This window comes from Kribbella sp. NPDC050820 (assembly GCF_040653975.1).
Classification (GTDB): domain Bacteria; phylum Actinomycetota; class Actinomycetes; order Propionibacteriales; family Kribbellaceae; genus Kribbella.
This window is the reverse complement of the sequence record NZ_JBFAHB010000033.1, coordinates 1-24,510: the sequence shown is the minus strand read 5'-3', so window position 1 is coordinate 24,510 and position 24,510 is coordinate 1. Positions and strand designations below refer to the sequence as shown.

At 69.9% G+C, this 24,510-nt stretch carries 25 protein-coding genes; 19 read left to right on the top strand and 6 right to left on the bottom strand.

The window, feature by feature from the left end; all coding sequences use genetic code 11:
* Positions 1-113: 113 nt before the first annotated feature.
* Positions 114-1,964 (top strand): dihydroxy-acid dehydratase, encoded by a 1,851-nt coding sequence (gene ilvD, locus AB0H36_RS25845; protein WP_360528407.1) that lies wholly within the window; start codon positions 114-116, stop codon positions 1,962-1,964.
* Here the strand turns inward: ilvD and AB0H36_RS25840 are convergent.
* From AB0H36_RS25840 to AB0H36_RS25830, 3 genes are read right to left on the bottom strand one after another with little or no spacing between them, the layout of a single operon-like run.
* Complete coding sequence (locus AB0H36_RS25840; protein ID WP_360528404.1) at positions 1,961-2,269, bottom strand: type II toxin-antitoxin system PemK/MazF family toxin; 309 nt, start codon at positions 2,267-2,269, stop codon at positions 1,961-1,963. The two genes, ilvD and AB0H36_RS25840, sit on opposite strands and share 4 nt — an antisense overlap.
* Entirely contained in the window at positions 2,269-2,505 is a 237-nt protein-coding gene (locus AB0H36_RS25835) for a ribbon-helix-helix domain-containing protein (RefSeq protein ID WP_360528401.1), read from the bottom strand. The genes AB0H36_RS25840 and AB0H36_RS25835 overlap by 1 nt, the downstream gene beginning before the upstream one ends.
* A gap of 39 nt (positions 2,506-2,544) precedes the next feature.
* Complete coding sequence (locus AB0H36_RS25830) at positions 2,545-3,213, bottom strand: LON peptidase substrate-binding domain-containing protein (RefSeq protein ID WP_360528398.1); 669 nt, start codon at positions 3,211-3,213, stop codon at positions 2,545-2,547.
* 101 nt (positions 3,214-3,314) lie between these two features.
* On the opposite strand from AB0H36_RS25830, the gene hisD reads away from it, so the two are divergent.
* The 14 genes from hisD to AB0H36_RS25760 all read left to right on the top strand — a co-directional run bounded on the left by hisD (position 3,315) and on the right by AB0H36_RS25760 (position 20,495).
* Positions 3,315-4,652, top strand: a complete 1,338-nt coding sequence (gene hisD, locus AB0H36_RS25825) for a histidinol dehydrogenase (protein WP_360528395.1) — start codon at positions 3,315-3,317, stop codon at positions 4,650-4,652.
* Positions 4,652-5,770, top strand: a complete 1,119-nt coding sequence (locus AB0H36_RS25820; protein ID WP_360528391.1) for a histidinol-phosphate transaminase — start codon at positions 4,652-4,654, stop codon at positions 5,768-5,770. Before hisD ends, AB0H36_RS25820 begins: the two co-directional genes overlap by 1 nt.
* A gap of 76 nt (positions 5,771-5,846) precedes the next feature.
* Positions 5,847-6,446 carry an imidazoleglycerol-phosphate dehydratase HisB gene (hisB, locus tag AB0H36_RS25815; protein ID WP_360528388.1) on the top strand — a complete coding sequence of 200 codons (600 nt, stop codon included), beginning with the start codon at positions 5,847-5,849 and terminating at the stop codon, positions 6,444-6,446.
* A 10-nt stretch (positions 6,447-6,456) separates the two neighbouring features.
* On the top strand, positions 6,457-7,098 hold the full coding sequence (gene hisH / locus AB0H36_RS25810) for an imidazole glycerol phosphate synthase subunit HisH (protein WP_360528385.1): 642 nt from the start codon (positions 6,457-6,459) through the stop codon (positions 7,096-7,098).
* Positions 7,099-7,214: 116 nt separating this feature from the next.
* Positions 7,215-8,606: a glutamate decarboxylase gene (locus tag AB0H36_RS25805; RefSeq protein ID WP_360528383.1), complete on the top strand. Its 1,392-nt coding sequence runs from the start codon at positions 7,215-7,217 to the stop codon at positions 8,604-8,606.
* 32 nt (positions 8,607-8,638) lie between these two features.
* Positions 8,639-10,015 (top strand): glucose-6-phosphate dehydrogenase, encoded by a 1,377-nt coding sequence (gene zwf, locus AB0H36_RS25800; protein WP_360528380.1) that lies wholly within the window; start codon positions 8,639-8,641, stop codon positions 10,013-10,015.
* Positions 10,016-10,100: 85 nt separating this feature from the next.
* Positions 10,101-11,954, top strand: coding sequence for a glycoside hydrolase family 15 protein (locus tag AB0H36_RS25795; protein ID WP_360528377.1), 1,854 nt, complete (start codon positions 10,101-10,103; stop codon positions 11,952-11,954).
* A gap of 198 nt (positions 11,955-12,152) precedes the next feature.
* Complete coding sequence (locus tag AB0H36_RS25790) at positions 12,153-12,896, top strand: ABC transporter ATP-binding protein (RefSeq protein WP_360528577.1); 744 nt, start codon at positions 12,153-12,155, stop codon at positions 12,894-12,896.
* A gap of 76 nt (positions 12,897-12,972) precedes the next feature.
* Complete coding sequence (locus tag AB0H36_RS25785) at positions 12,973-13,797, top strand: ABC transporter ATP-binding protein (protein ID WP_360528374.1); 825 nt, start codon at positions 12,973-12,975, stop codon at positions 13,795-13,797.
* Positions 13,794-15,629, top strand: a complete 1,836-nt coding sequence (locus tag AB0H36_RS25780) for an AMP-binding protein (protein ID WP_360528371.1) — start codon at positions 13,794-13,796, stop codon at positions 15,627-15,629. The genes AB0H36_RS25785 and AB0H36_RS25780 overlap by 4 nt, the downstream gene beginning before the upstream one ends.
* A complete protein-coding gene (locus AB0H36_RS25775) occupies positions 15,626-16,513 on the top strand; it encodes a branched-chain amino acid ABC transporter permease (protein ID WP_360528368.1) in 888 nt (295 codons plus the stop codon). The genes AB0H36_RS25780 and AB0H36_RS25775 overlap by 4 nt, the downstream gene beginning before the upstream one ends.
* Complete coding sequence (locus tag AB0H36_RS25770; protein WP_360528365.1) at positions 16,510-17,613, top strand: branched-chain amino acid ABC transporter permease; 1,104 nt, start codon at positions 16,510-16,512, stop codon at positions 17,611-17,613. The genes AB0H36_RS25775 and AB0H36_RS25770 overlap by 4 nt, the downstream gene beginning before the upstream one ends.
* Positions 17,614-17,623: 10 nt before the next feature.
* Complete coding sequence (locus AB0H36_RS25765; RefSeq protein WP_360528362.1) at positions 17,624-18,925, top strand: ABC transporter substrate-binding protein; 1,302 nt, start codon at positions 17,624-17,626, stop codon at positions 18,923-18,925.
* A gap of 169 nt (positions 18,926-19,094) precedes the next feature.
* A complete protein-coding gene (locus AB0H36_RS25760; RefSeq protein ID WP_360528360.1) occupies positions 19,095-20,495 on the top strand; it encodes an alkaline phosphatase PhoX in 1,401 nt (466 codons plus the stop codon).
* On the opposite strand, the gene AB0H36_RS25755 is transcribed toward AB0H36_RS25760, so the two are convergent.
* The 3 genes from AB0H36_RS25755 to AB0H36_RS25745 are packed head-to-tail and all read right to left on the bottom strand — an operon-like array spanning position 20,467 to position 21,834.
* A complete protein-coding gene (locus tag AB0H36_RS25755) occupies positions 20,467-20,862 on the bottom strand; it encodes a YchJ family metal-binding protein (protein ID WP_360528357.1) in 396 nt (131 codons plus the stop codon). The two genes, AB0H36_RS25760 and AB0H36_RS25755, sit on opposite strands and share 29 nt — an antisense overlap.
* Positions 20,862-21,272: a ferritin-like domain-containing protein gene (locus AB0H36_RS25750; RefSeq protein ID WP_360528354.1), complete on the bottom strand. Its 411-nt coding sequence runs from the start codon at positions 21,270-21,272 to the stop codon at positions 20,862-20,864. The genes AB0H36_RS25755 and AB0H36_RS25750 overlap by 1 nt, the downstream gene beginning before the upstream one ends.
* 13 nt (positions 21,273-21,285) lie before the next feature.
* Entirely contained in the window at positions 21,286-21,834 is a 549-nt protein-coding gene (locus tag AB0H36_RS25745) for a cell division protein FtsK (protein WP_360528351.1), read from the bottom strand.
* 152 nt (positions 21,835-21,986) lie between these two features.
* Between AB0H36_RS25745 and rimP the strand changes: the two genes are divergently transcribed.
* From rimP to AB0H36_RS25725, 4 genes are all read left to right on the top strand, one after another.
* Entirely contained in the window at positions 21,987-22,520 is a 534-nt protein-coding gene (gene rimP, locus AB0H36_RS25740) for a ribosome maturation factor RimP (RefSeq protein WP_360528348.1), read from the top strand.
* Between the two features lies 1 nt (position 22,521).
* Positions 22,522-23,514, top strand: a complete 993-nt coding sequence (gene nusA / locus AB0H36_RS25735) for a transcription termination factor NusA (RefSeq protein ID WP_360528345.1) — start codon at positions 22,522-22,524, stop codon at positions 23,512-23,514.
* Between the two features lie 45 nt (positions 23,515-23,559).
* Entirely contained in the window at positions 23,560-23,889 is a 330-nt protein-coding gene (locus tag AB0H36_RS25730; RefSeq protein ID WP_360528342.1) for a YlxR family protein, read from the top strand.
* 134 nt (positions 23,890-24,023) lie between these two features.
* Positions 24,024-24,510, top strand: a 487-nt coding sequence (locus AB0H36_RS25725; protein ID WP_360528339.1) for a translation initiation factor IF-2 N-terminal domain-containing protein, incomplete at its 3' end; no start/stop codon positions are given.

Here is a 24,510-nt window from a genome sequence, read left to right as displayed (position 1 = left end):
CCCACCGCCCCGGTCAGGCACTTTCGAGCCCGCCAGAATCCGGGACCCGCGTACCGCCATCTGGACGGGCGTGGCACCATCGGACGAGTTGTCCCACACCTAGGAGATACCCCGTGCCTGCTCTGAGGTCCCGCACTGTCACCCACGGCCGCAACATGGCGGGCGCCCGCGCGCTCATGCAGGCCTCCGGGGTCGCCCGGGAGGACTTCGGCAAGCCGATCATCGCGGTGGCGAACAGCTTCACCGAGTTCGTCCCCGGCCACACCCACCTGGCGCCGGTCGGCCGGATCGTTTCCGAGGCCATTCACGCGGCCGGCGGGATCGCGCGCGAGTTCAACACGATCGCCGTCGACGACGGGATCGCGATGGGCCACGGCGGGATGCTCTACAGCCTGCCGTCCCGGGACCTGATCGCGGACTCGGTCGAGTACATGGTCGAGGCGCACTGCGCGGACGCGCTGGTCTGCATCTCGAACTGCGACAAGATCACCCCGGGCATGCTGATGGCCGCGCTCCGGCTGAACATCCCGACCGTGTTCGTCTCCGGCGGCCCGATGGAGGCCGGCCGGGCCACGCTGGTCGACGGGACCGTGCGCAAGCTGGACCTGATCGACGCGATGTCCGAGGCGGTCAACGAGAACGTCTCCGACGCCGACATCCTGCGGATCGAGGAGAACGCCTGCCCGACCTGCGGGTCCTGCTCCGGCATGTTCACCGCGAACTCGATGAACTGCCTGACCGAGGCGATCGGGCTGTCGCTGCCCGGCAACGGCTCGGTGCTCGCGACCCACACCGCCCGCCGGGCGCTGTACGAGAAGGCCGGCGAGACCGTCGTACGGATCACCGAGCGGTACTACGACACCGACGACGCGACCGTGCTGCCGCGGTCGATCGCGTCCACGGAGGCGTTCGGCAACGCGATGGCGCTGGACATCGCGATGGGCGGCTCGACGAACACGATCCTGCACCTGCTCGCCGCCGCCCAGGAGGCCGAGGTCGGGTTCGACCTGGACGACATCAACGCGGTGTCGCGCCGGGTGCCGTGCCTGGCCAAGGTCGCGCCGAACGTGGCGCCGAGCGGGACGTACTACATGGAGGACGTGCACCGGGCCGGTGGGATCCCGGCGATCCTCGGCGAGCTGCACCGCGCCGGGCTGCTGAGCGAGAACGTCACCACCGTGCACAGCGACTCGATCGACGAGTGGCTGAAGACCTGGGACCTGCGCGGCGGCTCGCCGTCGCCGGAGGCGGTCGAGCTGTGGCACGCGGCGCCGGGGTGCAAGCGGTCCGCGACAGCGTTCTCGCAGTCGGAGCGGTGGGACACGCTGGACACCGACGCGGCCAACGGGTGCATCCGCGACCTTGAGCACGCCTACTCGAAGGACGGCGGGCTCGCGGTGCTGAAGGGCAACCTGGCCGTAGACGGCTGCGTGGTGAAGACGGCCGGCGTGGACGAGTCGATCTGGACGTTCCAGGGTCCTGCGGTGGTGTGCGAGTCGCAGGAGGAGGCGGTCGAGAAGATCCTCGCCAAGCGGGTCCAGCCGGGTGACGTCGTGGTGATCCGCTACGAGGGGCCGAAGGGTGGCCCGGGAATGCAGGAGATGCTCTACCCGACGTCCTTCCTCAAGGGCCGCGGGCTGGGCAAGGTCTGCGCGCTGGTCACCGACGGCCGGTTCTCCGGCGGTACGTCGGGACTCTCCATCGGCCACGCCTCACCCGAGGCCGCGTCCGGCGGCACCATCGCCCTGGTCCAGGACGGCGACCAGATCCGCATCGACATCCCGAACCGCTCCATCGAGCTGCTCGTGTCCGACGAGGAGCTGGACGCCCGCCGCGTTGCGCTGAACGGCGTCTACGCGCCGAAGAACCGCGACCGCAAGGTCTCCCAGGCGCTCCGCGCGTACGCCGCCATGGCGACCAGCGCCGACAAGGGCGCCGTCCGCGACGTCACCAAGCTGGGCTAGAGCGGACCCTCGAGGTCGAACGCGAGGGTGATGGCCTCGGCCAGGGCCGGTTCCTGGTCGGGGTGGAGGTAGCCGATCAGGCGGCCCAGCTGGAGCTTGGGGATCGTCTGGATGTTGTCGCACGAGATCGCGCTGTCGTGGTCGAGGCCGTTGCGGGGGCCGACCGGGACCTCGGTGGACAGGCCGCGGATTCTGCTGGTGATCGGGGCGACCGTCACGTTGGTGAGGCGCGGGCGGATCAGTTCGCGGGTCAGGACCACCACCGGCCGCGGCTTGTCCAGCCGGGCGATGTGGATCGGCCGCATCAGTCGAGATCGCTGAGCACAGTCCCGGACGCGGCAGCGGCCAGGCCGTCCAGGTCGTCATACTCACCATGCTCGGCAAGGATGGCGAGATCGCGGGCGGCCAGCTCCCGGCGGCGCTCACGCTCCATCGCCCGGGCGACCACGGTGGCCCGGCTCGACGCCTTGTCGGCCGCCACCAGTTGGTCCATGAATTCCACCAACTCGTCCGGCAACCGCACAGTGATCTGCTTGCTCATACCAAAACCATACCAACCTGGGATTCAGATCGGTAGGGCTCAGTTCGGGGCCATCGTGGACCAGCTGATGTCGGTGGCCGGGAGCGAGGGGAGGGCGGCGATGGCGGTGAGCTCGGTGTCGAGCAGGCCGACGAGCTGGACCAGGCGGGACGTGGTGTCGGGGGCCTCCAGGAGCTTCTGCCGGTCCGGGGTGATCAGGGTCATCGCGGCCGACATCAGGTACGACAGCGTGCTCGGGTCGTCGGGCAGGTCGGCGATGTGCAGGCCGGGGCGGCTGATCTCGGTGACGGCGGCCGCGTACCGCCGGAAGCGGTCGAGCGCGATGGTCGCCGTACCCAACGGGTCGTCGCCGAGGCTCTCGACCAGCCACTCGACGTCCGCGACCAGGTAGTCGCCGCTGCCGTCCAGCTCCGCGACCTTGAACCGCCGGCTGCCGGTCAGCGTGATCTCGACCGGCCCGTCGTCGTCCGCGTCCAGCGTGATCTCCGAGATGGTGGCCGCGCAGCCGGTCCCGTACAGCGACCGGAACACCCGCTCACCCAGCTCGTACCCGTCCCGGACCGCGAGCGCGCCGCAGACCAGCTCGCCACCGTTCTCGACCAGGTCGCGGATCACCGCGCGGCCCTGCACGTCGGTGACCGGAATGGGGAGCACCAGCCCGGGGAAGATCACCGTCTCGACAGTGAGCAGCGGCAGGCGGGAGTCCATGCCGACGAGCTTAGTGGTAGCTACCCCGTGCTCACGCCTCGTGACGGCCAGCCTGTGGATATGGCGTCAGCGGCACGGGTCGTCACCACTAGACTGAAGCCATGATTCGCCGCGTCGACCTGCGGGGCCGAGTGGCGGCCGGAGAGGTGCCTGACCTCCAAGCCGAAGTGAACGCCCTCGTCCCCCGAGCCGTGTTCGACGTCGAGAAGGCTCTCGACGTCGTCCGACCGATCTGCCTGGACGTCCGCCATCGTGGACTCGAGGCGATCAGGGAGTACGGCGAGCGGTTCGACCATGTGCGGGTCGAGGACATCCGGGCCCCGGCCGACGCCTTGAAGACCGCCCTCGAAGAGCTCGACCCCGAGGTGCGCAGCGCGTTCGAGGAGTCGATCCGCCGGGTCCGCGAGGTCAGCCAGGACGAGCTGACCGCCGACATCGCCTCCGAGCCCGCGCCTGGCGGCCGGGTCACGCAGCGCTTCGTCCCGGTCCAGCGCGTCGGTCTGTACGTCCCGGGCGGCCGCGCCCCACTGGCGTCCAGCGTCGTGATGAACGTCGTACCGGCCCAGGTCGCCGGCGTCCCGTCCCTGGCTGTCGCCTCACCACCCCAGAAGGAGTACGGCGGCCTGCCGCACCCGACTGTGCTCGCGGTGTGTGCGCTGCTCGGGATCGACGAGGTCTACGCGATGGGCGGCGCGCAAGCGATCGCCGGGTTCGCGTACGGCTTCGGTGCTGGTGTCACAGGGTGCAAGAAGGTCAACCTGATCACCGGCCCGGGCAACATCTACGTGGTCGCGGCCAAGCGGTTCCTGCTCGGTGAGGTCGGCATCGACTCCGAGGCCGGCCCGACCGAGATCGCGATCCTGGCCGACGACACTGCCGACCCGGCGCATGTCGCCGCCGACCTGATCAGCCAGGCCGAGCACGACCCGATGGCCGCCAGCGTGCTGGTCACGCCGAGCGAGACCCTGGCCGCCAAGGTGGAGGCCGAGCTGCCGGTCCAGGTCGCGAAGACCAAGCACCAGGACCGCGTGACCGAGGCGCTCAACGGTCAGCAGTCGGCCGTCGTACTCGTGGACGACCTGGACCAGGGCACCGCGGTCGTGGACGCGTACGCCGCAGAGCACCTGGAGATCCAGACCGCGGACGCCGAGGAGCGGGCCGGGCTGATCAACAACGCCGGCGCGATCTTCGTCGGCGGCTGGTCGCCGGTCTCCCTGGGTGACTACTGCGCGGGGTCCAACCACGTGCTGCCGACCGCGGGCTGTGCCTGCCACTCGTCGGGCCTGTCCGTGCGCAGCTTCCTGAAGGCCATGCACGTCGTGAACTACTCCCGCGAGGCCCTCCGGGACGTCGCCGATCACGTGGTCACGCTCGCCCACGCCGAGGATCTCCCGGCGCACGGTGCGGCAGTCAGCGTGCGATTCCCCGGGGAGGGCTGATGGGCCGCTTCGACGGGCTGCCGATCCGCGACGAGCTGAAGAGCTTCGAGCCGTACGGCGCCCCGCAGCTCGACGTCCCGATCCTGCTCAACGTCAACGAGAACCCGTACCCGCCGAGCGAGGAGACCGTCGCGGACATCACCGCGTCGGTCGCCGTGGCCGCGCGCGGGATGAACCGCTACCCGGACCGCGAGTTCCTCGACCTGCGCGCGGACCTGGCGGCGTACCTGGGCCGGGAGTCCGGGGCGCAGCTCACCGCCGAGCAGGTCTGGGCGGCGAACGGCTCCAACGAGGTCATGCTGCACATCCTGCAGGCCTTCGGCGGCCCCGGGCGGACGGCGCTGTCGTTCGCCCCGACGTACTCGATGTACCCGGAGTACGCGCGGGACACGAACACCGGCTGGGTGACCGGCCGCCGGGCCGAGGACTTCACCCTCGACCAGAGCAAGGCGCTGGCCGCGATCTCCCGGCACCACCCGTCCGTCGTACTGCTCGCCTCGCCGAACAACCCGACCGGTACGGCGCTGCCGATCGAGGTGGTCGAGGCGATCGCCGCCCGCACCGCCGCGATGGGCGCCGTCCTGGTGGTCGACGAGGCGTACGCCGAGTTCCGCCGGGCCGGGACGCCGAGTGCGGTCACGTTGCTGCCGTCGTACCCGAACCTGGCGGTCGCGCGGACGATGTCGAAGGCGTTCGCGATGGCCGGCGGCCGGGTCGGGTACCTTGCCGCGAGCCGGCAGCTGGTGGACGCGCTGCGGATCGTGCGGTTGCCGTACCACCTGTCCGCGGTGACCCAGGCGGTCGCGCGGGCCGCGCTGCGGCACTCCGACGAGCTGCTCGGCCGGGTCGAGCAGCTGCGGGTCGAGCGGGACGAGACGGTCGACTGGCTGCGGTCGCTCGGCCTGCGCGCGGTCGACTCGGACGCGAACTTCGTCCTGTTCGGCACCTTCGCCGACCGGCACGCGGTCTGGCAGTCGCTGCTGGACGACGGCGTCCTGATCCGCGAGACCGGCCCGGACGGCTGGCTGCGGGTCTCGATCGGCACCGGCGCCGAGATGGCCGCATTCCGCGCTTCGCTGGAGCGCGTCCTCAAGACGGAAACTGGAAGGCTGACATGAGCGAGCGGGGCGAGGTCATCAGACAACACAGCGTCGAAGGCGGGTCATGCCCGCCCGCAGCGAAGCGAGGACGGGCATGAGTCGTACGGCGCGGATCGACCGCGAGACGAGTGAGTCGAAGGTCCTGGTCGAGCTGAACCTCGACGGTGAGGGCCGGGCCGACATCTCCACCGGTGTCGGGTTCTACGACCACATGCTCAACGCGCTGGCCAAGCACGCGTTGCTGGACCTGCACGTGAACACCGTCGGCGACCTCGAGATCGACGCCCACCACACCGTCGAGGACACCGCGATCGGGATCGGCCAGGCGCTGAAGGAGGCGCTGGGCGACAAGCGCGGCATCCGCCGGTTCGGCGACGCGACCGTGCCGCTGGACGAGGCGCTCGTGCACTGCACGGTCGACCTGTCCGGCCGTCCGTACTGCGTGCACACCGGCGAGCCGGACGGTCAGGTCTACGCGATCATCGGCGGCGACTACGCCGGTTCGCTGACCCAGCACGTGTTCGAGACGCTCGCGTTCAACGCCGCGATCTGCATCCACATCCGGGTGCTGTCCGGGCGCGACCCGCACCACATCGTCGAGGCCCAGTTCAAGGCGTTCGCCCGGGCGCTGCGGGCGGCGGCCGAGCCGGACCCACGGCAGCCGGGCATTCCGTCCACCAAGGGCGCCCTGTGAAGGCGGCACTGTGAGTAAGAAGGTCGTCCTGTTCGACTACGGCTCGGGCAACATCCGGTCGGGCGAGCGGGCGCTGCAGCGCGTCGGCGCGGACGTCACGGTCACCTCGGACTTCGACGAGGCGCTGAACGCCGACGGCCTGCTCGTCCCCGGCGTCGGCGCCTTCGAGGCATGCATGACCGGGCTCAAGGCAGTCCGCGGTGACGACATCGTCGATCGCAGGCTGACCGGCGGTCGCCCGGTGCTGGGCATCTGCGTCGGGATGCAGATCCTGTTCGCCCGCGGCATCGAGCACGGTGTCGAGACGGAGGGCTGCGAGCAGTGGCCCGGGACGGTCGAGCGCCTGCAGCCGCACAGTGCCGAGCCGATTCCCCACATGGGCTGGAACACCGTCGACGTCCCGGCGGGCACGACGCTGTTCGACGGCATAGAGAAGGAGCGCTTCTACTTCGTCCACTCGTACGGCGTCCGTGCCTGGGAGCTCACCGGGACGCGCGAGTCGGTGACCCCGCTGGTGACCTGGACGACGTACGGCGACGACCGCTTCGTGGCCGCGGTCGAGAACGGCCCGCTCAGCGCCACCCAGTTCCACCCGGAGAAGTCCGGCGACGCCGGCGCCGCCCTGCTCGCCAACTGGGTGCGCTCGCTCTGACACCGCACGGGTGAACGGTCCGCGCCTCATGCGGAGAGGGTGAGGACGGTTCCGGAGACCCGGTGTGGGATGGGTCGCGGCGGCAAGACGTGTCGTCGTGACCGAGGGGGTCGGTGATGGGTGGGATCAGCAGCACCACGGAACGGGCGGTCGGCGATCTGGCAGTGATGCCACGCTTCACGCGGGACAGCGTCCTCGCGGTCCCGAAGGACCGAATGCCGGATCACGAGATGCTGCCGCAGTCGGCGTACCAGATCGTCCGGGACGAGGTCATGCTGGACGGCAACGCCCGGTTCAACCTGGCCACGTTCGTCACCACGTGGATGGACGACGAGGCGGACCGGCTGTACTCCGAGACGGTCGACAAGAACATGGTCGACAAGGACGAGTACCCGCAGACGGCAGAGATCGAGAGCCGGTGCGTGCTGATGCTCGCCGACCTGTGGAACGCCCCGGACGCGGCCGACGCGATCGGGACGTCGACGACCGGAAGCTCCGAGGGCTGCATGCTCGGCGGACTGGCGCTCAAACGGCGCTGGCAGCACGCCCGGCGCGCCGCGGGCCTGCCGGCCGACCGGCCCAACCTGGTGATGGGCCAGAACGTGCAGGTCGTCTGGGAGAAGTTCGCCGAGTACTGGGACGTCGAGCCGCGGTACGTGCCACTGGAGGGTGACGACCTCTACCTGACCGCCGACCGGGCCCTGCCGTTCGTGGACGAGAACACCATCGGGGTGGTCGTGGTGCTCGGTTCGACGATGGAAGGCAGTTACGAGCCGGTCGCCGAGATCTGCGCGGCCCTGGACGACCTGGAGCAGCGGACCGGACTGTCGGTGCCGGTGCACGTCGACGCCGCGTCCGGTGGCTTCGTGGCTCCCTTCCTGCAGCCTGACCTGGTGTGGGACTTCCGGCTGCCGCGGGTGGCCTCGATCCAGGCGTCGGGTCACAAGTTCGGGCTGGTCTACCCGGGCGTCGGCTGGGTGCTGTGGCGGCACAGCCAGAACCTGCCCGAGGAGCTCGTCTTCAAGGTGAACTACCTCGGCGGAGACATGCCGACGTTCGCGCTGAACTTCTCCCGGCCCGGCGCGCAGGTTCTGCTGCAGTACTTCCAGTTCCTGCGACTCGGCCGGGACGGCTACCGGCGGATCCAGCAGACCTGCCAGGACGTCGCCGTCCACCTCAGCGACGCGATCAAGGAGATGCCCGCGTTCGAACTGGTCTCGGACGGGCGCGACCTGCCGGTCTTCGCGTTCCGGCTGGCCGACGGCATCACGAAGTACACGGCGTACGACGTGTCCCGGAAGCTGCGCGAGCGGGGCTGGCTGGTGCCGGCGTACACGATGCCGCCGAACCGGGAGGACCTGGTCGTCCTGCGAGTGGTCGTGCGCAACGGGTTCAGTCACGACATGGCCGAACTCTTCCTGCGGGACCTGCGGGTCGGGGTCGAGTGGCTCGACGGGCTGGCGTCCCCAATGCCGCAGGAGGAGGCACCGGCCGGGTTCCATCACTGACCGGCTGACCCGGACCGAACAGGAGAATCTCCATGCCACCTGCCGATATGGACGCGCTGGTCATCTTCGGTGCGACCGGTGATCTCGCGAAGCTGGAGACGTTTCCCGCCCTGGTCGGACTGGTCGACCGGGGCGTGCTCGACGTGCCGATAGTCGGGGTGGCCAAGAGCGGCTGGGGACTCGACCAGTTCCGCGCTTACGCAGAGGCGTCGTTGCGGGCCAACGGGATCGATCCGGCCACCCCCGCCGCGGCCGCCATGCTCGGCCTGCTGCGCTACGTCGACGGCGACCTCGGCGACGATGCGACGTACGCCGCGATGGCCGACGAGATCGGCGCCGGCGGACGGGCGCTGTTCTACCTCGAGGTGCCGCCGCCGCTGTTCGGCCGGATCGCCGAGGGGATCGCGACCGCGGGCAAGGCCGACGGTGCCCGGGTGATGGTCGAGAAGCCGTTCGGCACCGACCTGGCCAGCGCTCAGCAGCTCAACGCGACGATGAACCGGGTGTTCCCCGACGACGCGATCTACCGGGTGGACCACTGGCTCGGCCTGGACCCGCTGGAGAACGTGCTGTTCGCCCGCTTCGCCAACTCGGTGATCGAGCCGTTGCTCAGCCGCGACCACGTGGAGAGCATCCAGATCACCATGGCGGAGAGCTTCGACGTCGCCGACCGGGGCAGCTTCTACGATCGCACCGGCGCGATCCGCGACGTGCTGCAGAACCACATGCTGCAGGTGCTCGCGAGCGTCCTGGCCGACCCGCCGGGCCGCCTCGACGACGCCGCCTGGCGGGCGCAGAAGACCGCGGTCATCAGTGCGCTCAGCCCGCTCACCGCGGAGGACACGGTGCTCGGGCAGTACGAGGGCTACCACGACGTCGCGGGTGTCGATCCGCAGTCGCGGACCGAGACCTACGTAGCGGCCCGGCTCGCCCTGGACACCTGGCGCTGGGCCGGCGTGCCGATCGCGATCCGCGCCGGGAAGTGCATGCCGGTCACCGCGACCGAGGTGGTGATCCGGTTCCGCCGTCCGCCGCAGGACTTCTTCCGGCTGGGGCCTGCCGTGCACTCGAACCAGCTGCGGTTCCGGATCTGGCCGGAGAGCCAGGTCGCGATCACCCTGACCGGCAAGAAGCCCGGCGCCGGCTGGACCCCGCAGGCCGAGGACCTCACGTTCGCCGAGGCGCCGGGATCCGACCAGCGACCGTACGACCGGCTGATCGGGGCGGCGCTCGCGGGCCGGCAGGCGCTCTTCGCCGCGCAGGACACGGTCGAGGCCGCCTGGCGCGTGGTCGAGCCGGTGCTCGGTGACGTCGTACCGGTCATCACGTACGCCAAGGGCAGTTGGGGGCCGAAGGAGGCCGGCGCCCTGCTGCCGCACGACGTGAGCTGGCACGACCCGGCCGGCTGAACCAGATCATCCGGCGTGGGTGATTCGTCCGGTCCGCAGGGGCCGAAGGCTGGACAGACGGCAACCGGACCAGGAGGCGACCCTGATGGCCGACTATCCACCCATCGCCGAGCACGGACTGATCGGCGACCTGCAGACCGCTGCGCTGGTGACCACCGACGGATCGATCGACTGGTTCTGCTGCCCGAGGTTCGACTCGCCGAGCATCTTCGGCGCGTTGCTCGACCACGAGCGCGGTGGTTCCTTCCGGGCCCGGGTGATCGGCGCCGAGGTCAGCAGCCGCCAGCTGTACTTCCCGGACACCGCCGTTCTGGTCACCCGGTTGATGACCGAGGACGGCGTCGGCGAGGTCGTCGACTTCATGCCGCCGAGCGGCAAGCAGCCCACCGACAACCACCGGATCATGCGGATGGTGCGCTGCGTGCGCGGCCGGATCAGGTTCGAGCTCGACATCCAGCCACGGTTCGACTACGGCCGCACACCGCACGAACTGCGGCTGATCGACCCGGGCGCCGTCTTCGTGACCGACGACCTGAGCCTGACCCTGCACGTCGTCCGTGAGCCCGGTGACGAGCGGCTGGCCCGGGCCCGGGCGGACGGTGGCGACATCCACGTCGACATCGAGATGACGGCCGGGCAGACCCGAGGACTGGTGCTGGAGACGGCGGCCGACGGTCCGCCGCGGGAGATCAGGGTCGCGGAGTTCACCGCGATGTTCGACGACGCGGTGCGCTTCTGGCGGGACTGGCTCTCCACGTCGACGTACACCGGCCGCTGGCGGGAGATGGTGCAGCGCTCGGCGATCACGCTGAAGCTGATGACCTACGCGCCCACCGGCGCGCTGGTTGCCGCACCCACCGCCGGCCTGCCCGAGCAGGTCGGCGGAGAGCGCAACTGGGACTACCGCTACACGTGGGTGCGGGATGCGTCGTTCTCCGTGTACGCGCTGCTCGGCATGGGTTTCACCCAGGAGGCGGCCGAGTTCTGCGCGTGGCTGCGGGAGCGCGTGCACGAGCAGACCGCGGGACCGGGCGGGCCGCTCAACATCATGTACCGCGTGGACGGCTCGTCCGATCTGACCGAGGAGTCCCTGGACCACCTCGCCGGGTACCGCGGCTCCCGTCCGGTGCGAATCGGCAACGGCGCCTCGGAGCAGCTACAGCTGGACATCTTCGGTGAGGCGCTGGACAGCATCTACTTCGCGGACCAGCACGGTATCGAGCTCGACCACCATGGCTGGATCGCCCTGCGTGGCATCGTCGACTGGCTGGCCGACAACTGGGACCGGCCGGACGAGGGCATCTGGGAGACCCGCGGCGGGCAGAAGAACTTCACCTACGGCCGGGTGATGAGCTGGGTCGCCTTCGACCGGGCCATCCGGCTGGCCGCGAAACACGGCCGCCCGGCGGACCTGGAGCGCTGGGCGAACAGCCGGGACGCGATCTACCAGCAGGTGATGCAACGCGGCTGGAACGAGAAGATCGGCGCCTTCGTACAGCACTACGACGACACCGTCCTCGACTCGTCGATGTTGCGGATGGCAACGGTCGGCCTGATCGCGCCGAACGACCCGATGTGGCAGTCCACGCTGGACGCGATGAACGCGGAGCTCGTCACCGACAGCCTGGTCTACCGCTACGACCCGGCCGCGTCGCCGGACGGGCTCGCGGGCGACGAAGGCACGTTCTCGCTGTGCACCTTCAGCTACGTCGACGCCCTGGCCCGGGCGGGCCGGCTCGAGGACGCACGGCTCATCTTCGAGAAGATGCTCACCTACGCCAACCACGTGGGGCTGTACTCCGAGGAGATCGGCCTGACCGGCGAGCAGCTCGGCAACTTCCCGCAGGCCTTCACGCACCTGGCGCTGATCGATGCGGCGATCACCCTGAACGCGGCGCTGGACCAGGCCCGATCCACCGCGCCGAGCCACACGCTATAATACCAGTTGTGTAACTGGTTTTACTCATGACAGCTGGTCACGGTTTGGGTGATCTGTCCGATTTCCGGGCTGCCAGGCCTTCTCTGTCGACTGCGGTGGTGTCACACTCACTCGCCAGGACGGTGGTTGGGAACCTTCGGGGATCCGGGAGGCCGGGTGCTGGCGGCGAAGAACCTCGAGGTCGTCTACGACGACGTGATGCTGGTGCTGCGGGGGGTCGGTCTCGAGGTCCCGCAGGGCCGGATCGTCGCCCTGCTGGGGGCGAACGGGGCCGGCAAGTCGACGCTGCTGCGCGCACTGTCCGGCCTGCTCGACGTGCACGAGGGCGAGGTCCGGCGCGGCTCGATCACGCTCGACGGCGAGCCGATCCACGGCTACGGCGCCAGCCGGATCGCTGCCCTGGGCATCAAACAGGTGATGGAGGGCCGCCGGATCCTGGCCGACCTGACCGTCGAGGAGAACCTCCGGATCGGCGGCCACGTCAGCCCGCGCTCGGTCCGGCGGAACCTGGACCGCACCTACCAGCTGTTCCCGGTGCTGGCCGACCGGCGCCGCAAGCTGGCCGGCTACCTGTCCGGCGGGGAGCAGCAGATGCTGGCGATCGGCCGGGCGCTGATGTCCGACCCGAAGTACCTGCTGCTGGACGAGCCGAGCCTCGGCCTGGCGCCGATGATCGTGCGGCAGATCCGGGACGTGATCGTGCAGATCAACCAGCAGGGGACCACGGTCCTGCTGGTCGAGCAGAACGCCGCGATGGCGTTGTCGATCGCCGAGCACGGCTACGTGCTGGAGAACGGCGCGATGGTGATGGACAAGCCCGCGGCCGACCTGCTCGCCGACGGCGACGTCCGCGAGTTCTACCTCGGCCTCGGCGCGGAGGGTACGGCGAAGTCGTTCCGCAACGTGAAGCACTACCGCCGCCGGAAGCGGTGGTTGTCGTGAACGAGCGTAGCGAGTTCACCGTCAAGCACAGCCGGCCTTGTGCCTCATCCGCGCCCGGAGCGAAGCGAGGACGTGGATGAGTCTGACCGAGGCGCGGCAGAGCGAGAGCACGCAGGAGTCCACCCCGGTGCTCGACTTCGCGGACGTCGTCCTCACCTTCGACGGCGTGACCGCGCTCAACGGCGTGAGCTTCACCGTGAACCCGGGCGAGCTGTTCGCGGTGATCGGCCCGAACGGCGCCGGCAAGACCTCGATCTTCAACGTGCTCTCCGGTGTCTACCGGCCGCAGCGCGGGACCGTCCGGTTCGGCGAACACGACCTGATCGGCCGCCGCCCGCACGCGATCGCCCGGCGCGGCATCGCCCGTACCTTCCAGAACATCGAGCTGTTCTCGAACCTGACCGTGCTCGACAACCTGATGCTCGGGCGGCACCACCATCACCCGTATGGCGTCCTGGCCGCGCTCGTGTGGCTGGGCAAGGCCCGCCGCAACGAGCGCGCGAATCGCCGCGCGGTCGAGGAGATCGTCGACTTCCTCGAGCTCGCGCAGTGGCGGCGGCTCCCGGTCGGCCTGCTCCCGTACGGCGTCCAGAAGCGGGTCGAGCTCGGCCGGGCGCTCGCGTCGGAGCCGAAGCTGCTGCTGCTGGACGAGCCGGTCGCCGGGATGAACCTGGAGGAGACCGAGGACATGGCCCGGTTCATCCTCGACATCCGCGACGAGCTCGGCCTGCCGATGGTCATGGTCGAGCACGACATGGGCCTGGTAATGGACCTGGCCGACCGGATCATGGTGATCGATTTCGGCAAGCCGATCCGGACCGGGACCCCGCAGGAGGTCGCGACCGACCCCGAGGTGGTCCGCGCCTACCTGGGCGAGGAGCACAAGGTGGAGCGGTCATGACCGCCACGATCGCCACCCGGGTCCAGGAGCGGGCGAAAACGACACCGCACGTGATCGCCTTGCGGGAAAAGGATCTGGGCATCTGGCAGCAGGTCAGCTGGGAGCGGTACTGGGACACCGCCGCGCTCGTCGGCCACGCCTTGCTTGCCCTCGGCATCGAGCCGGGCGACCGGGTGGCGATCCACTCGGAGAACCGCCGCGAGTGGCTCTACACCGACGTCGGCACGGTCGCCGTACGCGCCGCGACCGTCGGTCTCTACCCGACCAACCCGGTCGCCGAGGTCGGCTACCTGCTGCGGCACTCGGGCGCCAAGGTGCTGATCGCGGAGGACCAGGAGCAGGTCGACAAGGCGCTCGCGATCGACGACCTGCCCGACCTCGAGCACATCGTGTACGTCGAGCCCCGCGGCATCCGCTACCGGTACGACGACCCGCGGCTGATCGCCTGGCCCGACTTCCTTGCCATCGGCCACGAGCACCGCGAGGCGAACCCGGACGCCGTCGCGCACCGGATGGAATCGGCTCGGGCCGACGACGTGGTCACGCTGATCTACACCTCCGGGACCACCGGCCCGCCGAAGGGCGTGATGCTGACCGCCGCGAACGTCGACTTCGCCATCCAGGAGCTGGTCGAACGCGGCGGCTTCACCGCGCCGCCGCCGTCACCGCGCGACAGCGTGCTGTCCTACCTGCCCCTGTGCCACGTGGCCGAGCGGATCTTCAGCTGCTGGTTCGGCGCCGGCGCCGGCGTCTGCGTGCACTTCGCCGAGTCGATCGAGACCGTCGCGACCAACCTGCACGAGGTCCAGCCGAGCATCCTGTTCGGCGTCCCCAGGATCTGGGAGAAGATCGCGGCCGGTGTCCAGATCCGGATCGGGTCCGCGGACCCGGTGAAGCGGATGATCGGCGGTTACTGGCTGCGCCGCGCCGACTGGATCGGCGGTGTCCTCGCGGCCAACGACGGACGTCATACCCCTGCCTCCAAGGCGGTGTACGCGATCGGCTGGCTGTTCTGCTACCGAGCGCTGAAGGACCGCGTCGGACTGCGCAAGGTCCGGTACGCCGCCTCCGGGGCGGCGCCTATCGCGCCCGAGGTGCTGCGGTTCTTCATGGGGCTCGGCCTGCCGATGCACGAGGTGTACGGCATGACCGAGAACACCGCCGTGGCGACGGCCAACCGGCCGGGCCGAGTCAAGGTCGGCACGGTCGGCGAGCCGCACCAGGGCGTCGAGGTGAAGGTCGACGAGCTCACCGGCGAGATCCTCACCCGGCATCCCGGCACCTTCGCCGGCTACTGGCAGGACCCCGAGGCGACCGCGAAGGTGATCGACGCCGACGGCTGGCTGCACACCGGCGACGTGGGGGAGTGGGTCGGCGGCACGCACCTGCGGATCACCGACCGGATGAAGGACATCATCATCACCGCGGGCGGCAAGAACGTCGCCCCGTCGGAGATCGAGAACGCGCTGAAGGCGTCGCCGTACATCAAGGAAGCGGTGGTGATCGGCGACCGGCGCAAGTTCCTGACCGCCCTGATCGGGATCGAGCCGGACACCGTCGGCCACTGGGCCCAGCTGCACCGGCTGCCCTACTCGACGTACGGCGACCTGTCCGCGAAGCCGGAGGTGGTCGCGCTGGTCCAGGGGGTCGTGGACGAGGTCAACGCGCGGTTCGCCACCGTCGAGCAGGTCCGGTCGTTCCGGCTGCTGCCGAAGCTGCTGGACCACGAGGACGGCGAGCTGACCGCGACCCAGAAGGTCAAGCGCAAGGCGGTCGCGGACACGTTCGCCGGCCTGGTCGACTCGATGTACGCCGGGGGTGGTGCGCGGTGAACGAGTTCGTCGCCACCGTCGTCCGCGGTCTCGGCCAGGGGGCGATCTACGCGCTGCTGGCGCTGGGGTTCGTGATCGTCTACAAGTCGATGCGGGTGATCAGCTTCGCCCAGCCGGCGTTCATGATGACCGGTGCGTTGCTGGTCGGCTACCTGGTGCTGGAGATGAACTTCTTCCTCGCCGTCCTGGTCGCGCTGCTGCTCACCGCGCTGCTCGGCGCCGGGGTGGAACGGCTGGCGCTGCGGCCGATGATCGGCAAGCCGGTGTTCGTGATCGCGATCATCACACTCGGCGTCGACATCGTCGTCCGCACGGTGGTGAACTCCTTCATCGGCCTCGACATCCGCCAGATGGGCGACCCGTGGGGCCTCAATCAGGTCGACGTACTCGGGGCGAAGATCGACCAGCGGCATCTGGCCACGCTGGTGACGACACTGATCGTGGTCGCCGTGCTGTTCGCGTTCTACCGCTGGTCGCGGACCGGGCTGGCGATGCGGGCGGCGTCGTCGGACCAGGAGGTCGCACTCGCGCAGGGGGTGTCGGTCGGCCGGGTGTTCTCCCTGTCCTGGGCGCTCGCAGCTGCCCTGGCCGCGCTGGCCGGAGTCTTCCTGTCGACCGGGATCGGTCTCGAGCAGAACCTCTGGCTGACGGCGCTGAAGGCGTTGCCGGTGATCATCCTCGGCGGTCTCGACTCCCTCGGCGGGGCAGTGATCGCCGGCCTCTCGATCGGCGTGGTCGAGGCCCTCGTCGGCAGCTACGGCGACAACCTGCACCCCGTCTTCGGCGGCGACTTCTTCCTGGTCGTCCCGTACCTCCTGATGCTCCTCGTCCTGCTGGTCAAGCCCTACGGCCTCTTCGGCACCAGAGAGGTGGAGCGCATTTGAGTCGGCCCCTGCTCTACCTGTCCTACAAGCAGGACATGTCGCTGCTGAACACACCGGCGAAGCGGGTGTGGACGCTAGTGCTTGTGGTGGTCGCGGTGTTGGTGCCGTTCCTGCTGACCGACGACCTGCTCGTCGTACTGGCGACTGCGTGTGCCGCGTCGATCGGGGCGATCGGGCTGAACATCGTCACCGGGTACGGCGGCCAGGTGTCGCTCGGTCATGCGTTCTTCCTGGGGATCGGGGCCTACACGGCAGCGGCATTGTCGGGCGACCCGGACAGCACCCGGCTGATCGGGTTCGGGATCACCTCGCTGCCGATCTGGTTGCTCGCCGCCGGGCTGGTCGCCGGGCTGGCCGGGTTGATCGTCGCGCCGCTGGCGGCCCGACTGCGCGGGCTCTACCTGGCCGTGGTGACGCTCGGACTGGTGTTCATCGGGGAGCACATCTTCAAGCACTGGAGGGAGTTGACAGGGGGAGTCGGGGTCGGGCGGCCGGCCGCCGTGCCGGAGTTGTTCGGGTTCCAGTTCGCCGTGGACGGCGCGACCTTCACCAAGGCGCAGAAGCTGTACCTGCTGATGCTCGTGCTGCTGGTGATCTTCGGCGTGCTGGCCCGGAACCTGGTCCGGTCCAGGATCGGCCGGGCGCTGGCCGCCGTACGGGACCGGGACCTGGCCGCCGAGGTGATCGGGGTCGACGTGACCCGGTACAAGATGATTGCGTTCGCGGTGTCGTCGTTCTACGCCGGCGTCGCGGGCGCGCTGCTGTACGTGATGATCGGCTTCGTCGAGCCGGGGTCGTTCAACCTCGGCATGTCGGTGCAGTACATCGCGATGGTGCTGATCGGCGGTGTCGCGACGATCTCCGGATCGGTGCTCGGCGCGCTGTTCATCACCCTGCTGCCGCGGGTCACCCGCGAGCTTCCGGCCGTGCTGCCGTTCATCAGCGCGAGCTCCACGGCCGGGGGCATCACGGTCTTCCAGGTCGAGACGATCCTCTACGGCCTGTTGATCATCGGCTTCCTGATCTTCGAGCCTCGAGGGCTGTTCGGGATCTGGATCAGAGTCCGCACCTACTGGAAGTCGTGGCCGTTCTCGCACTGAAGGAGTATCGATGAGCGTGCACAGGGGAATCGCCGTCGCCGTCGTGGCGGCGCTGGTACTGGTCGCGGGGTGCCGCAACGACGCCCCGGAGGCCCAGCAGGGCAGTTCAGGGGTCAAGTTCGACGTCGGGGTCACCTCCGAGCCGTGCCCGACGGCGGTCGACTCGTCGAAGGGCTGCATCTACCTCGGCTCGATCTCGGACCTCACCGAGGGCCCGTTCAAGGCCTTGGGGGTCCCGATCACCGAGAGCCAGAAGGCGTTCTGGAAGCGGGTCAACGAGGCCGGCGGGATCGGCGCGTTCGAGGTCGACGTGTCCAAGTACACCAAGGACAACAAGTACAACCCGCAGATCCACAACGAGGTGTACGCCGAGATCAAGCCCGACGTGCTCGGACTCGCGCAGACCCTCGGCTCGCCGACCACCGCGGCGATCCTGGGCGACCTCAAGTCCACCGGGATGATCGGCGTACCGGCGTCCTGGACGTCGGCGTGGGCGTTCGAGGACGTGATCCTGGAGTCCGGCACGAACTACTGCTTCGAGTCGATGAACTCGGTCGACTTCGCGGTCGAGACGCTGAAGCCGAAGAGCGTCGCCGCGGTGCACTTCCCGGGTGACTACGGCGACGACGCCGCGGCCGGGACGAAGATCGCGGCCGAGGCCAACGGGCTGACCTTCACCGACATCCCGACCGCGCCGGGGCAGGAGAACCAGGGCGCGGCGATCCAGAAGCTGGTCGCGGCCAAGCCGGACCTGGTCATCCTGACCACCGGCCCGACCGAGGCGGCCACGATCGTCGGCGGCGCGGCCCAGAACGGGTTCAAGGGACAGTTCATCGGCACCAGCCCGACCTGGAACCCGGCGCTGCTGAAGAGCCCGGCCGCGCCCGCGCTGACCGCGCTCTACCGGCAGTCCGGGCCCTGGGCGCCGTACGGCGCGAACACGCCGGGGCACAAGGCGCTCGCCGAGTCGATCGACCAGACGACGTTCCGGGCGGCGCCGAACGACGGTTACACGGCCGGCTGGGTCTGGTCGTACCCGATGAAGGCGGCGCTGCAGAAGGCGGTCGATGCGAAGGACCTCACCCGCGCCGGGCTGCTGAACGCGGTGAAGTCGCTGGACACGGTGGACTACGAGGGGATGCTGCCGGCTGAGGCGGGCCGGTTCTCCGGGGAGCCGAACGACCGGGTGTTCCGGGCCAGCATCATCTCCAAGGTGGACCCGGCGGCGCCGACCGGCGTCACGGTGGAGCGGGACTTCTTCACCGGGAAGACCGCGACCGCGCACGAGTTCTCCAAGCCCTGCTACCAGTAGTCGGCTGAAAATCTCCCTCGCTTCGCTCGGCGTAGGGGAGGAGGCGGCACCCGCGACGGTGAAAGTCGCGGGTGCCGCGGCGCGCGGTTCGCCTTGTCGATGTCTGTCGTTCACCGTACGTTCATCTCTGTTCGGCAGATCCTTTCCGCCCACGAGGAGGCCACTCACCGTGTCCGTTGAGCACAATCCCCTGTCCCGGCGGCAGTTCGTCGCCCGAGCGGCCGCGGCGGGCGTCGCGGTCAGCGTCGCGGGCTCCGTCGAGGCGCTCTACACCGCCCAGCCCGCGCTCGGCACGTCCGGCCCGAAGATCGGCTACGGCCCGCTGATCGAGGACCCGAACGGCATGCTCGACCTGCCCCGCGGGTTCAGCTACAAGATCCTGTCCCGGGAGGGCACCGTCCGTCCCGACGGCCTGAAGACGCCCAGCCGGTTCGACGGCATGGGCGCCTTCCCGGACCGGCACGGCGGCTCGCGCCTGGTCCGCAACCACGAGTGCAGCCCGACCGCCACGATCAAGGTGGTCGCACCGCCGGAGCGCACCTACGACCCGGGCGGCGCGGGCGGCACCAGCACGCTGGTGGTGGACAAGCACAACCACGCCGAGAAGGAGTTCGTCAGCCTCGGCGGGACCGCCATCAACTGCTCCGGCGGCATCACGCCGTGGCGCACCTGGCTGACCTGTGAGGAGACCGAGGCCAAGGCCGGCGACACCGGCTACACCAAGGACCACGGCTTCATCTTCGAGGTCGACCCGTACGACGACCGCCGCAACGTGGACCCGACGCCGCTGAAGGCGATGGGCCGGTTCCAGCACGAGGCGGTCGCGATCGACCCGGCGACCGGGATCGTGTACGAGACCGAGGACGCGTTCGTCGCGCCGCTCGGCGGCTTCTACCGGTTCCTTCCGAACCGTCCGCGCGGTGGATGGGGTTCGCTGCGGGCGGGCGGGGAGTTGCAGGCCATGCACATCCCGGACCTGCCGGACCTGTCCGTCGTCCAGGAGGCCGGGGCCGAGTTCGGCGGCGTGCAGTGGATCAAGGTGCCGGACCCGCTGGCGACCACGCAGTCGGTCCGCGCGCAGGACTACGGCAAGCCGATCACCGGCGGCTACAAGCTGGAAGGCTGCTGGTGGGGCACCCGGGACCGGTGCGTGTACTTCGTCTCGTCGTTCGCGCGGACCGAGCTCGGCCCGAAGGTCGACCACGACGGCCAGGTCTGGCGCTACGACCCGCGCAAGGCGACGCTGCGCCTCGAGGTGATCTTCACCCGGCCGTCGCCGGGCTCCGACGACCCGGAGTTCGATGCCCCGGACAACATCACGATGTCGCCGTACGGCGGTCTGATGATGTGCGAGGACGGCCTCGGCGAGCAGCACATCCTCGGCACCACCGAGGACGGCGAGGTGTTCAAGTTCGCCCGCAACCGGGTGAACAACGGCACGCCGGAGGACCCGGAGTTCGGTGAGCTGGCCGGGGCCGGCTTCTCCGCCGACGGCCGGACGATGTTCTTCAACGTCTACACGCCGGGGATCACGTACGCGGTCACCGGCCCGTGGCGTCGACGGCGGTGACGTACACCCAGGCGCCGTCCTCGCGGACGAACCGGCTGTTCTCCTGCTGGTGCCCCGTCCGGCCGCCGAGCCGGTAACTGGCCCGGAACTCGACGGTGCCGGTGGTGTGGAAGGGGCTGCCGTCGGTGCTGCCGAGGATCTCGAGACCCGTCCAGCTGATGTCTTCATCCAGGTGGAGCTCGGCTGGACGGGTTTCGGCCGACCAGGTGCGGAGCAGGTACGCCGTGTCGCCGACGACGAAGGCCGAGTAGCGCGAGCGCATCAACTGCTCGGCGGTGGTCGCCGTACCGCCTTGGTGGAGAGGGCCACAGCAGTCGGCGTACGAGGCGCCGAGCCCGCAGGGACAGGGCGAGGTGCGCCTGGCCATCAGGCGTCGCCGGGGAAGGCGACCGGCGCTCCACCCCACGCGAGCTGGGCGCTCGCGGCGGCCAGCAGGCTCTGGATCGCGAAGACCCGGACCGCCGGCTGCTCGGCCGCCTCGACGAGGTCGCCGTACACGGCTGCCAGCCGTCGCTCGATCAGCAGGACCAGCGCCGAGGCCGTCGCCGTGTTGGAGACCACCTGCGGCAAGTCGTACGCCGCCTCGGCGGCCACCGGGGTCTCGCCGGCCGCGACCACGAGCGCCGACAGCCGGTCGCGGTTGCGCCGGTGCTGGTCGTAGGTGTCGGTCGCCGCCCGGAAGCGAGCGCCACTCAGCTTGCCGCCGGCGACACCCACGCCGTACATCGCCGCGTGCTCACCGGCGAGCGCCGCTTGGAGTGCCTCGACCTCCGTCACTGGTGCTGTGCTTTCATCGTTGGGCCTTCTTCTTCGGGGTGAGCGTGGTGGCCAGTTGGGTCTCGGCCGCGGCGATCATCGCGAGCAGGCGGGCGGGCGATCCGGCCAGCTTGGCGGCTGCTGCGGCGTGTGCGGTCGCGGCGGCCTTCTCCTGCCTCGCCAGCTCCGCGAGGGCCGCCTGCGACGAGGCGGGAACGACCGGCGCCTCGCCGGCCGCCGCCTGTACGCCCGCGGTCTCCTTGAGCCGGGCCAGGTGCGCGGCGTGGTACTTCGAGCCGGCCGCGAGCTGGGTACGGAGCGCGGGGAATTTCCGCGTCATCGAGGCGTAGCGGAGTGACAATTGAGTCACCTGGGCGGCCGCCGTACTGAGTGCCGCGACGACCACCGGGTCGGTGCTGGGTGTCTCCTCGGCAGGCTGACCCGATTTCGAGTCGTTCGCGGCGCCCGGCGTACCGGAGCTGCTCGGGCCGTCGTCGCACCCCGCCAGTACGACGGCGCCCGGCAGCAGGGCTGCGGTCGTCAGGGCGAGTCGGCGCGACACGCGGACAGGTTCGTTCGGCACGGCGGAACGATACCTGGTGACGGGCCGGTGACCGGCCTGGGACGAGGCGGTGACGTGCACATCGTCGCGGGCCGGATATGGTGGGCTACTGCCCTCGGTCGGATCGCCGGGGTGCGGAACGGGTGCACAACTGGAGAGAGGCAGGTCAACCTGTGAGCCGAAAGACTGACCACACGGACACCTCGAGCCTCGAGAACTTCCTGCGGCCGATCGTGGAGCAGTTCGGCTGCGACCTGGAGGGCGCCGAAGTCACGCCTGCGGGCGGCCGTCGGCGGCAGCTGCGCGTGCTCGTCGACCGGGACGGCGGGATCAGCATGGACGACGTCGCCGAGGTTAGCCGGGCCATCTCCAAGGCACTCGATGCCGACGACATCATGGGCGACGGCGCCTACTACCTGGAGGTCTCCAGCCCGGGCGTCGACCGGCCGCTCACCCTGCCCCGGCACTGGCGGCGCAACGTCAGCCGGCTGGTCGCGGTCACGCTGACCTCGGGCGGGAAGGTGACCGGCCGGATCAAGTCCGCCTCCGAGGAGGCGGCCGAGCTGGACGTGGACGGCACCGCGCGCACGGTCGCGTACGCCGACGTGGCCAAGGCCAAGGTCCAGATCGAGTTCAACCGGGCTGCCCCCGGCAACGACGAGGCTGCCCCAGGATCGAACGCCGCGGGCACGGTGGAGGAGAACTGACATGGACATCGACATGGCTGTCCTGCGGTCACTGGAACGGGAGAAGGACATCTCCCTGGACGTGGTCGTCGAGGCGATCGAGCAGGCGCTGCTGGTGGCGTACCACCGCACCGAGGGCGCCCAGCAGCACGCCCGGGCCGAGCTGGACCGCAAGACCGGGCACGTGACCGTCTACGCGCGCGAGTTCGCCGAGGACGGCACGCTGGCCCGCGAGTACGACGACACGCCCGCCGACTTCGGCCGGATCGCGGCCACCACGGCCAAGCAGATCATCCTGCAGCGGCTGCGCGACGCCGAGGACGAGGTCCGGTACGGCGAGTTCTCCGGCAAGGAGGGCGACATCGTGTCCGGCGTCATCCAGCAGGGCCGCGACCCGCGCTCGGTGATGGTCGACCTCGGCAAGATCGAGGCGGTGCTGCCGGCCCCGGAGCAGGTGCCGGGGGAGAAGTACGAGCACGGCGCCCGGCTGCGGGTCTACGTGGTCGGCGTCCGCAAGGGCTTCAAGGGCCCGCAGATCACGGTCAGCCGGACGCACCCGAACCTGGTCAAGAAGCTGTTCGCGCTCGAGGTGCCGGAGATCGCCGACGGAACGGTCGAGATCACCGCGATCGCCCGGGAGGCGGGGCACCGGACGAAGATCGCCGTCCGCACCCTGAACCCGTCGGTGAACGGCAAGGGCGCGTGCATCGGGCCGATGGGCCAGCGGGTGCGCAACATCATGCACGAGCTGCACGGCGAGAAGATCGACATCATCGACCACAGCGACGACCCGGCCACCTTCGTCGGGAATGCGCTGTCGCCGGCGCAGGTTACATCGGTGCAGGTCGTCGACGCCGCGGCCCGCGCCGCGCGGGTCGTCGTACCCGACTACCAGCTGTCGCTGGCGATCGGCAAGGAGGGGCAGAACGCCCGCCTCGCCGCCCGGCTGACCGGGTGGCGGATCGACATCCGGCCGGATACCGATGTGACTCGTGATGACGAGAAGGTAGACTGATCTCTCGGTCGGTCGACTGAGTCGCAACCACTCCCGAAGGATCACGTGACAGTGAGTGCGGAAGCGCGCCCTGGCAAGGCCAGGGAGCGTACCTGCATCGGGTGCCGGAAGCGGTGCAGTCCGGCTGACCTGCTGCGGATGACGGTTTCCGGAGGGCTTGTCCTCCCGGATCCCGCGCATCGGGCGCCCGGCCGCGGAGCGCACCTGCACCCGGTGGCCGAGTGTCTCGACCTCGCCGTGCGGCGCAAGGCGTTCCCGCGGGCCTTCCGGGCCCAGGGGCCGCTCGACGTGACCGCGGTGCGGGAGTACGTCGCGCAACGTGATAGGCAAGAAGCAGTGCAAACGGCGGCCAACCGGCCGTCCGCGGCGGTCTGACCGGACCGTCGTGACGACATGAAGGCGGGTCATCGACTCATGACCACTCGATGAGTGTCTACCGATGAGTGCAAAGCGATGAGCACGTACGTCAACTAACGGTCCGCGCCCAGGCTCGGACCAGAGGGAGAGTAGTGGCAAAGGTCCGGGTCTACGAGCTCGCGAAGGAGCTCGGAGTTACCAGCAAGGTCGTTCTGACCAGACTGAACGACATGGGCGAGTTCGTCCGGTCGGCGTCCTCGACGATCGAGGCGCCGGTAGTCCGTAGGTTGGCGGAGGAGTTCGAGAAGAACCCGCCGAAGAAGCGCGCAGCCAAGAAGGCCGCCGCCAGCACGTCCGCCGCGCCGCAGGCGACCGCACCGGTCGCGCCTGCCGAGCCGGCGAAGAAGGCCGCGCCCGCGGCTCCGGCCGAGCGCCCTGCGCCGGCCGCTCCGGCGACCCCGGCTCCGGTGGCCGCCGAGCCGACCGTGGCCGAGAAGGCCGAGGCCCCCGCGGCCCCGGCGAAGTCCGCCGCGCCGTCACCGAGCGCCCCGTCCCCGGCCAAGCCGGGTCCGCGGCCCGGCCGGAGCGCCGGGCAGCTCGGGCAGGTGGGCGGGGTCAGGCTTGGTGGCGGTCGGCCCG

Bases quoted from the DNA above. Each gene is read 5' to 3' on its own strand.
- AB0H36_RS25840 (WP_360528404.1), bottom strand. From the start codon at position 2,269: ATGCGGCCGATCCACATCGCCCGGCTGGACAAGCCGCGGCCGGTGGTG.
- AB0H36_RS25835 (WP_360528401.1), bottom strand. From the start codon at position 2,505: ATGAGCAAGCAGATCACTGTGCGGTTGCCGGACGAGTTGGTGGAATTC.
- AB0H36_RS25830 (WP_360528398.1), bottom strand. From the start codon at position 3,213: ATGGACTCCCGCCTGCCGCTGCTCACTGTCGAGACGGTGATCTTCCCC.
- hisD (WP_360528395.1), top strand. From the start codon at position 3,315: ATGATTCGCCGCGTCGACCTGCGGGGCCGAGTGGCGGCCGGAGAGGTG.
- AB0H36_RS25820 (WP_360528391.1), top strand. From the start codon at position 4,652: ATGGGCCGCTTCGACGGGCTGCCGATCCGCGACGAGCTGAAGAGCTTC.
- hisB (WP_360528388.1), top strand. From the start codon at position 5,847: ATGAGTCGTACGGCGCGGATCGACCGCGAGACGAGTGAGTCGAAGGTC.
- AB0H36_RS25805 (WP_360528383.1), top strand. From the start codon at position 7,215: ATGGGTGGGATCAGCAGCACCACGGAACGGGCGGTCGGCGATCTGGCA.
- zwf (WP_360528380.1), top strand. From the start codon at position 8,639: ATGCCACCTGCCGATATGGACGCGCTGGTCATCTTCGGTGCGACCGGT.
- AB0H36_RS25795 (WP_360528377.1), top strand. From the start codon at position 10,101: ATGGCCGACTATCCACCCATCGCCGAGCACGGACTGATCGGCGACCTG.
- AB0H36_RS25790 (WP_360528577.1), top strand. From the start codon at position 12,153: ATGCTGGTGCTGCGGGGGGTCGGTCTCGAGGTCCCGCAGGGCCGGATC.
- AB0H36_RS25785 (WP_360528374.1), top strand. From the start codon at position 12,973: ATGAGTCTGACCGAGGCGCGGCAGAGCGAGAGCACGCAGGAGTCCACC.
- AB0H36_RS25780 (WP_360528371.1), top strand. From the start codon at position 13,794: ATGACCGCCACGATCGCCACCCGGGTCCAGGAGCGGGCGAAAACGACA.
- AB0H36_RS25765 (WP_360528362.1), top strand. From the start codon at position 17,624: ATGAGCGTGCACAGGGGAATCGCCGTCGCCGTCGTGGCGGCGCTGGTA.
- AB0H36_RS25755 (WP_360528357.1), bottom strand. From the start codon at position 20,862: ATGGCCAGGCGCACCTCGCCCTGTCCCTGCGGGCTCGGCGCCTCGTAC.
- nusA (WP_360528345.1), top strand. From the start codon at position 22,522: ATGGACATCGACATGGCTGTCCTGCGGTCACTGGAACGGGAGAAGGAC.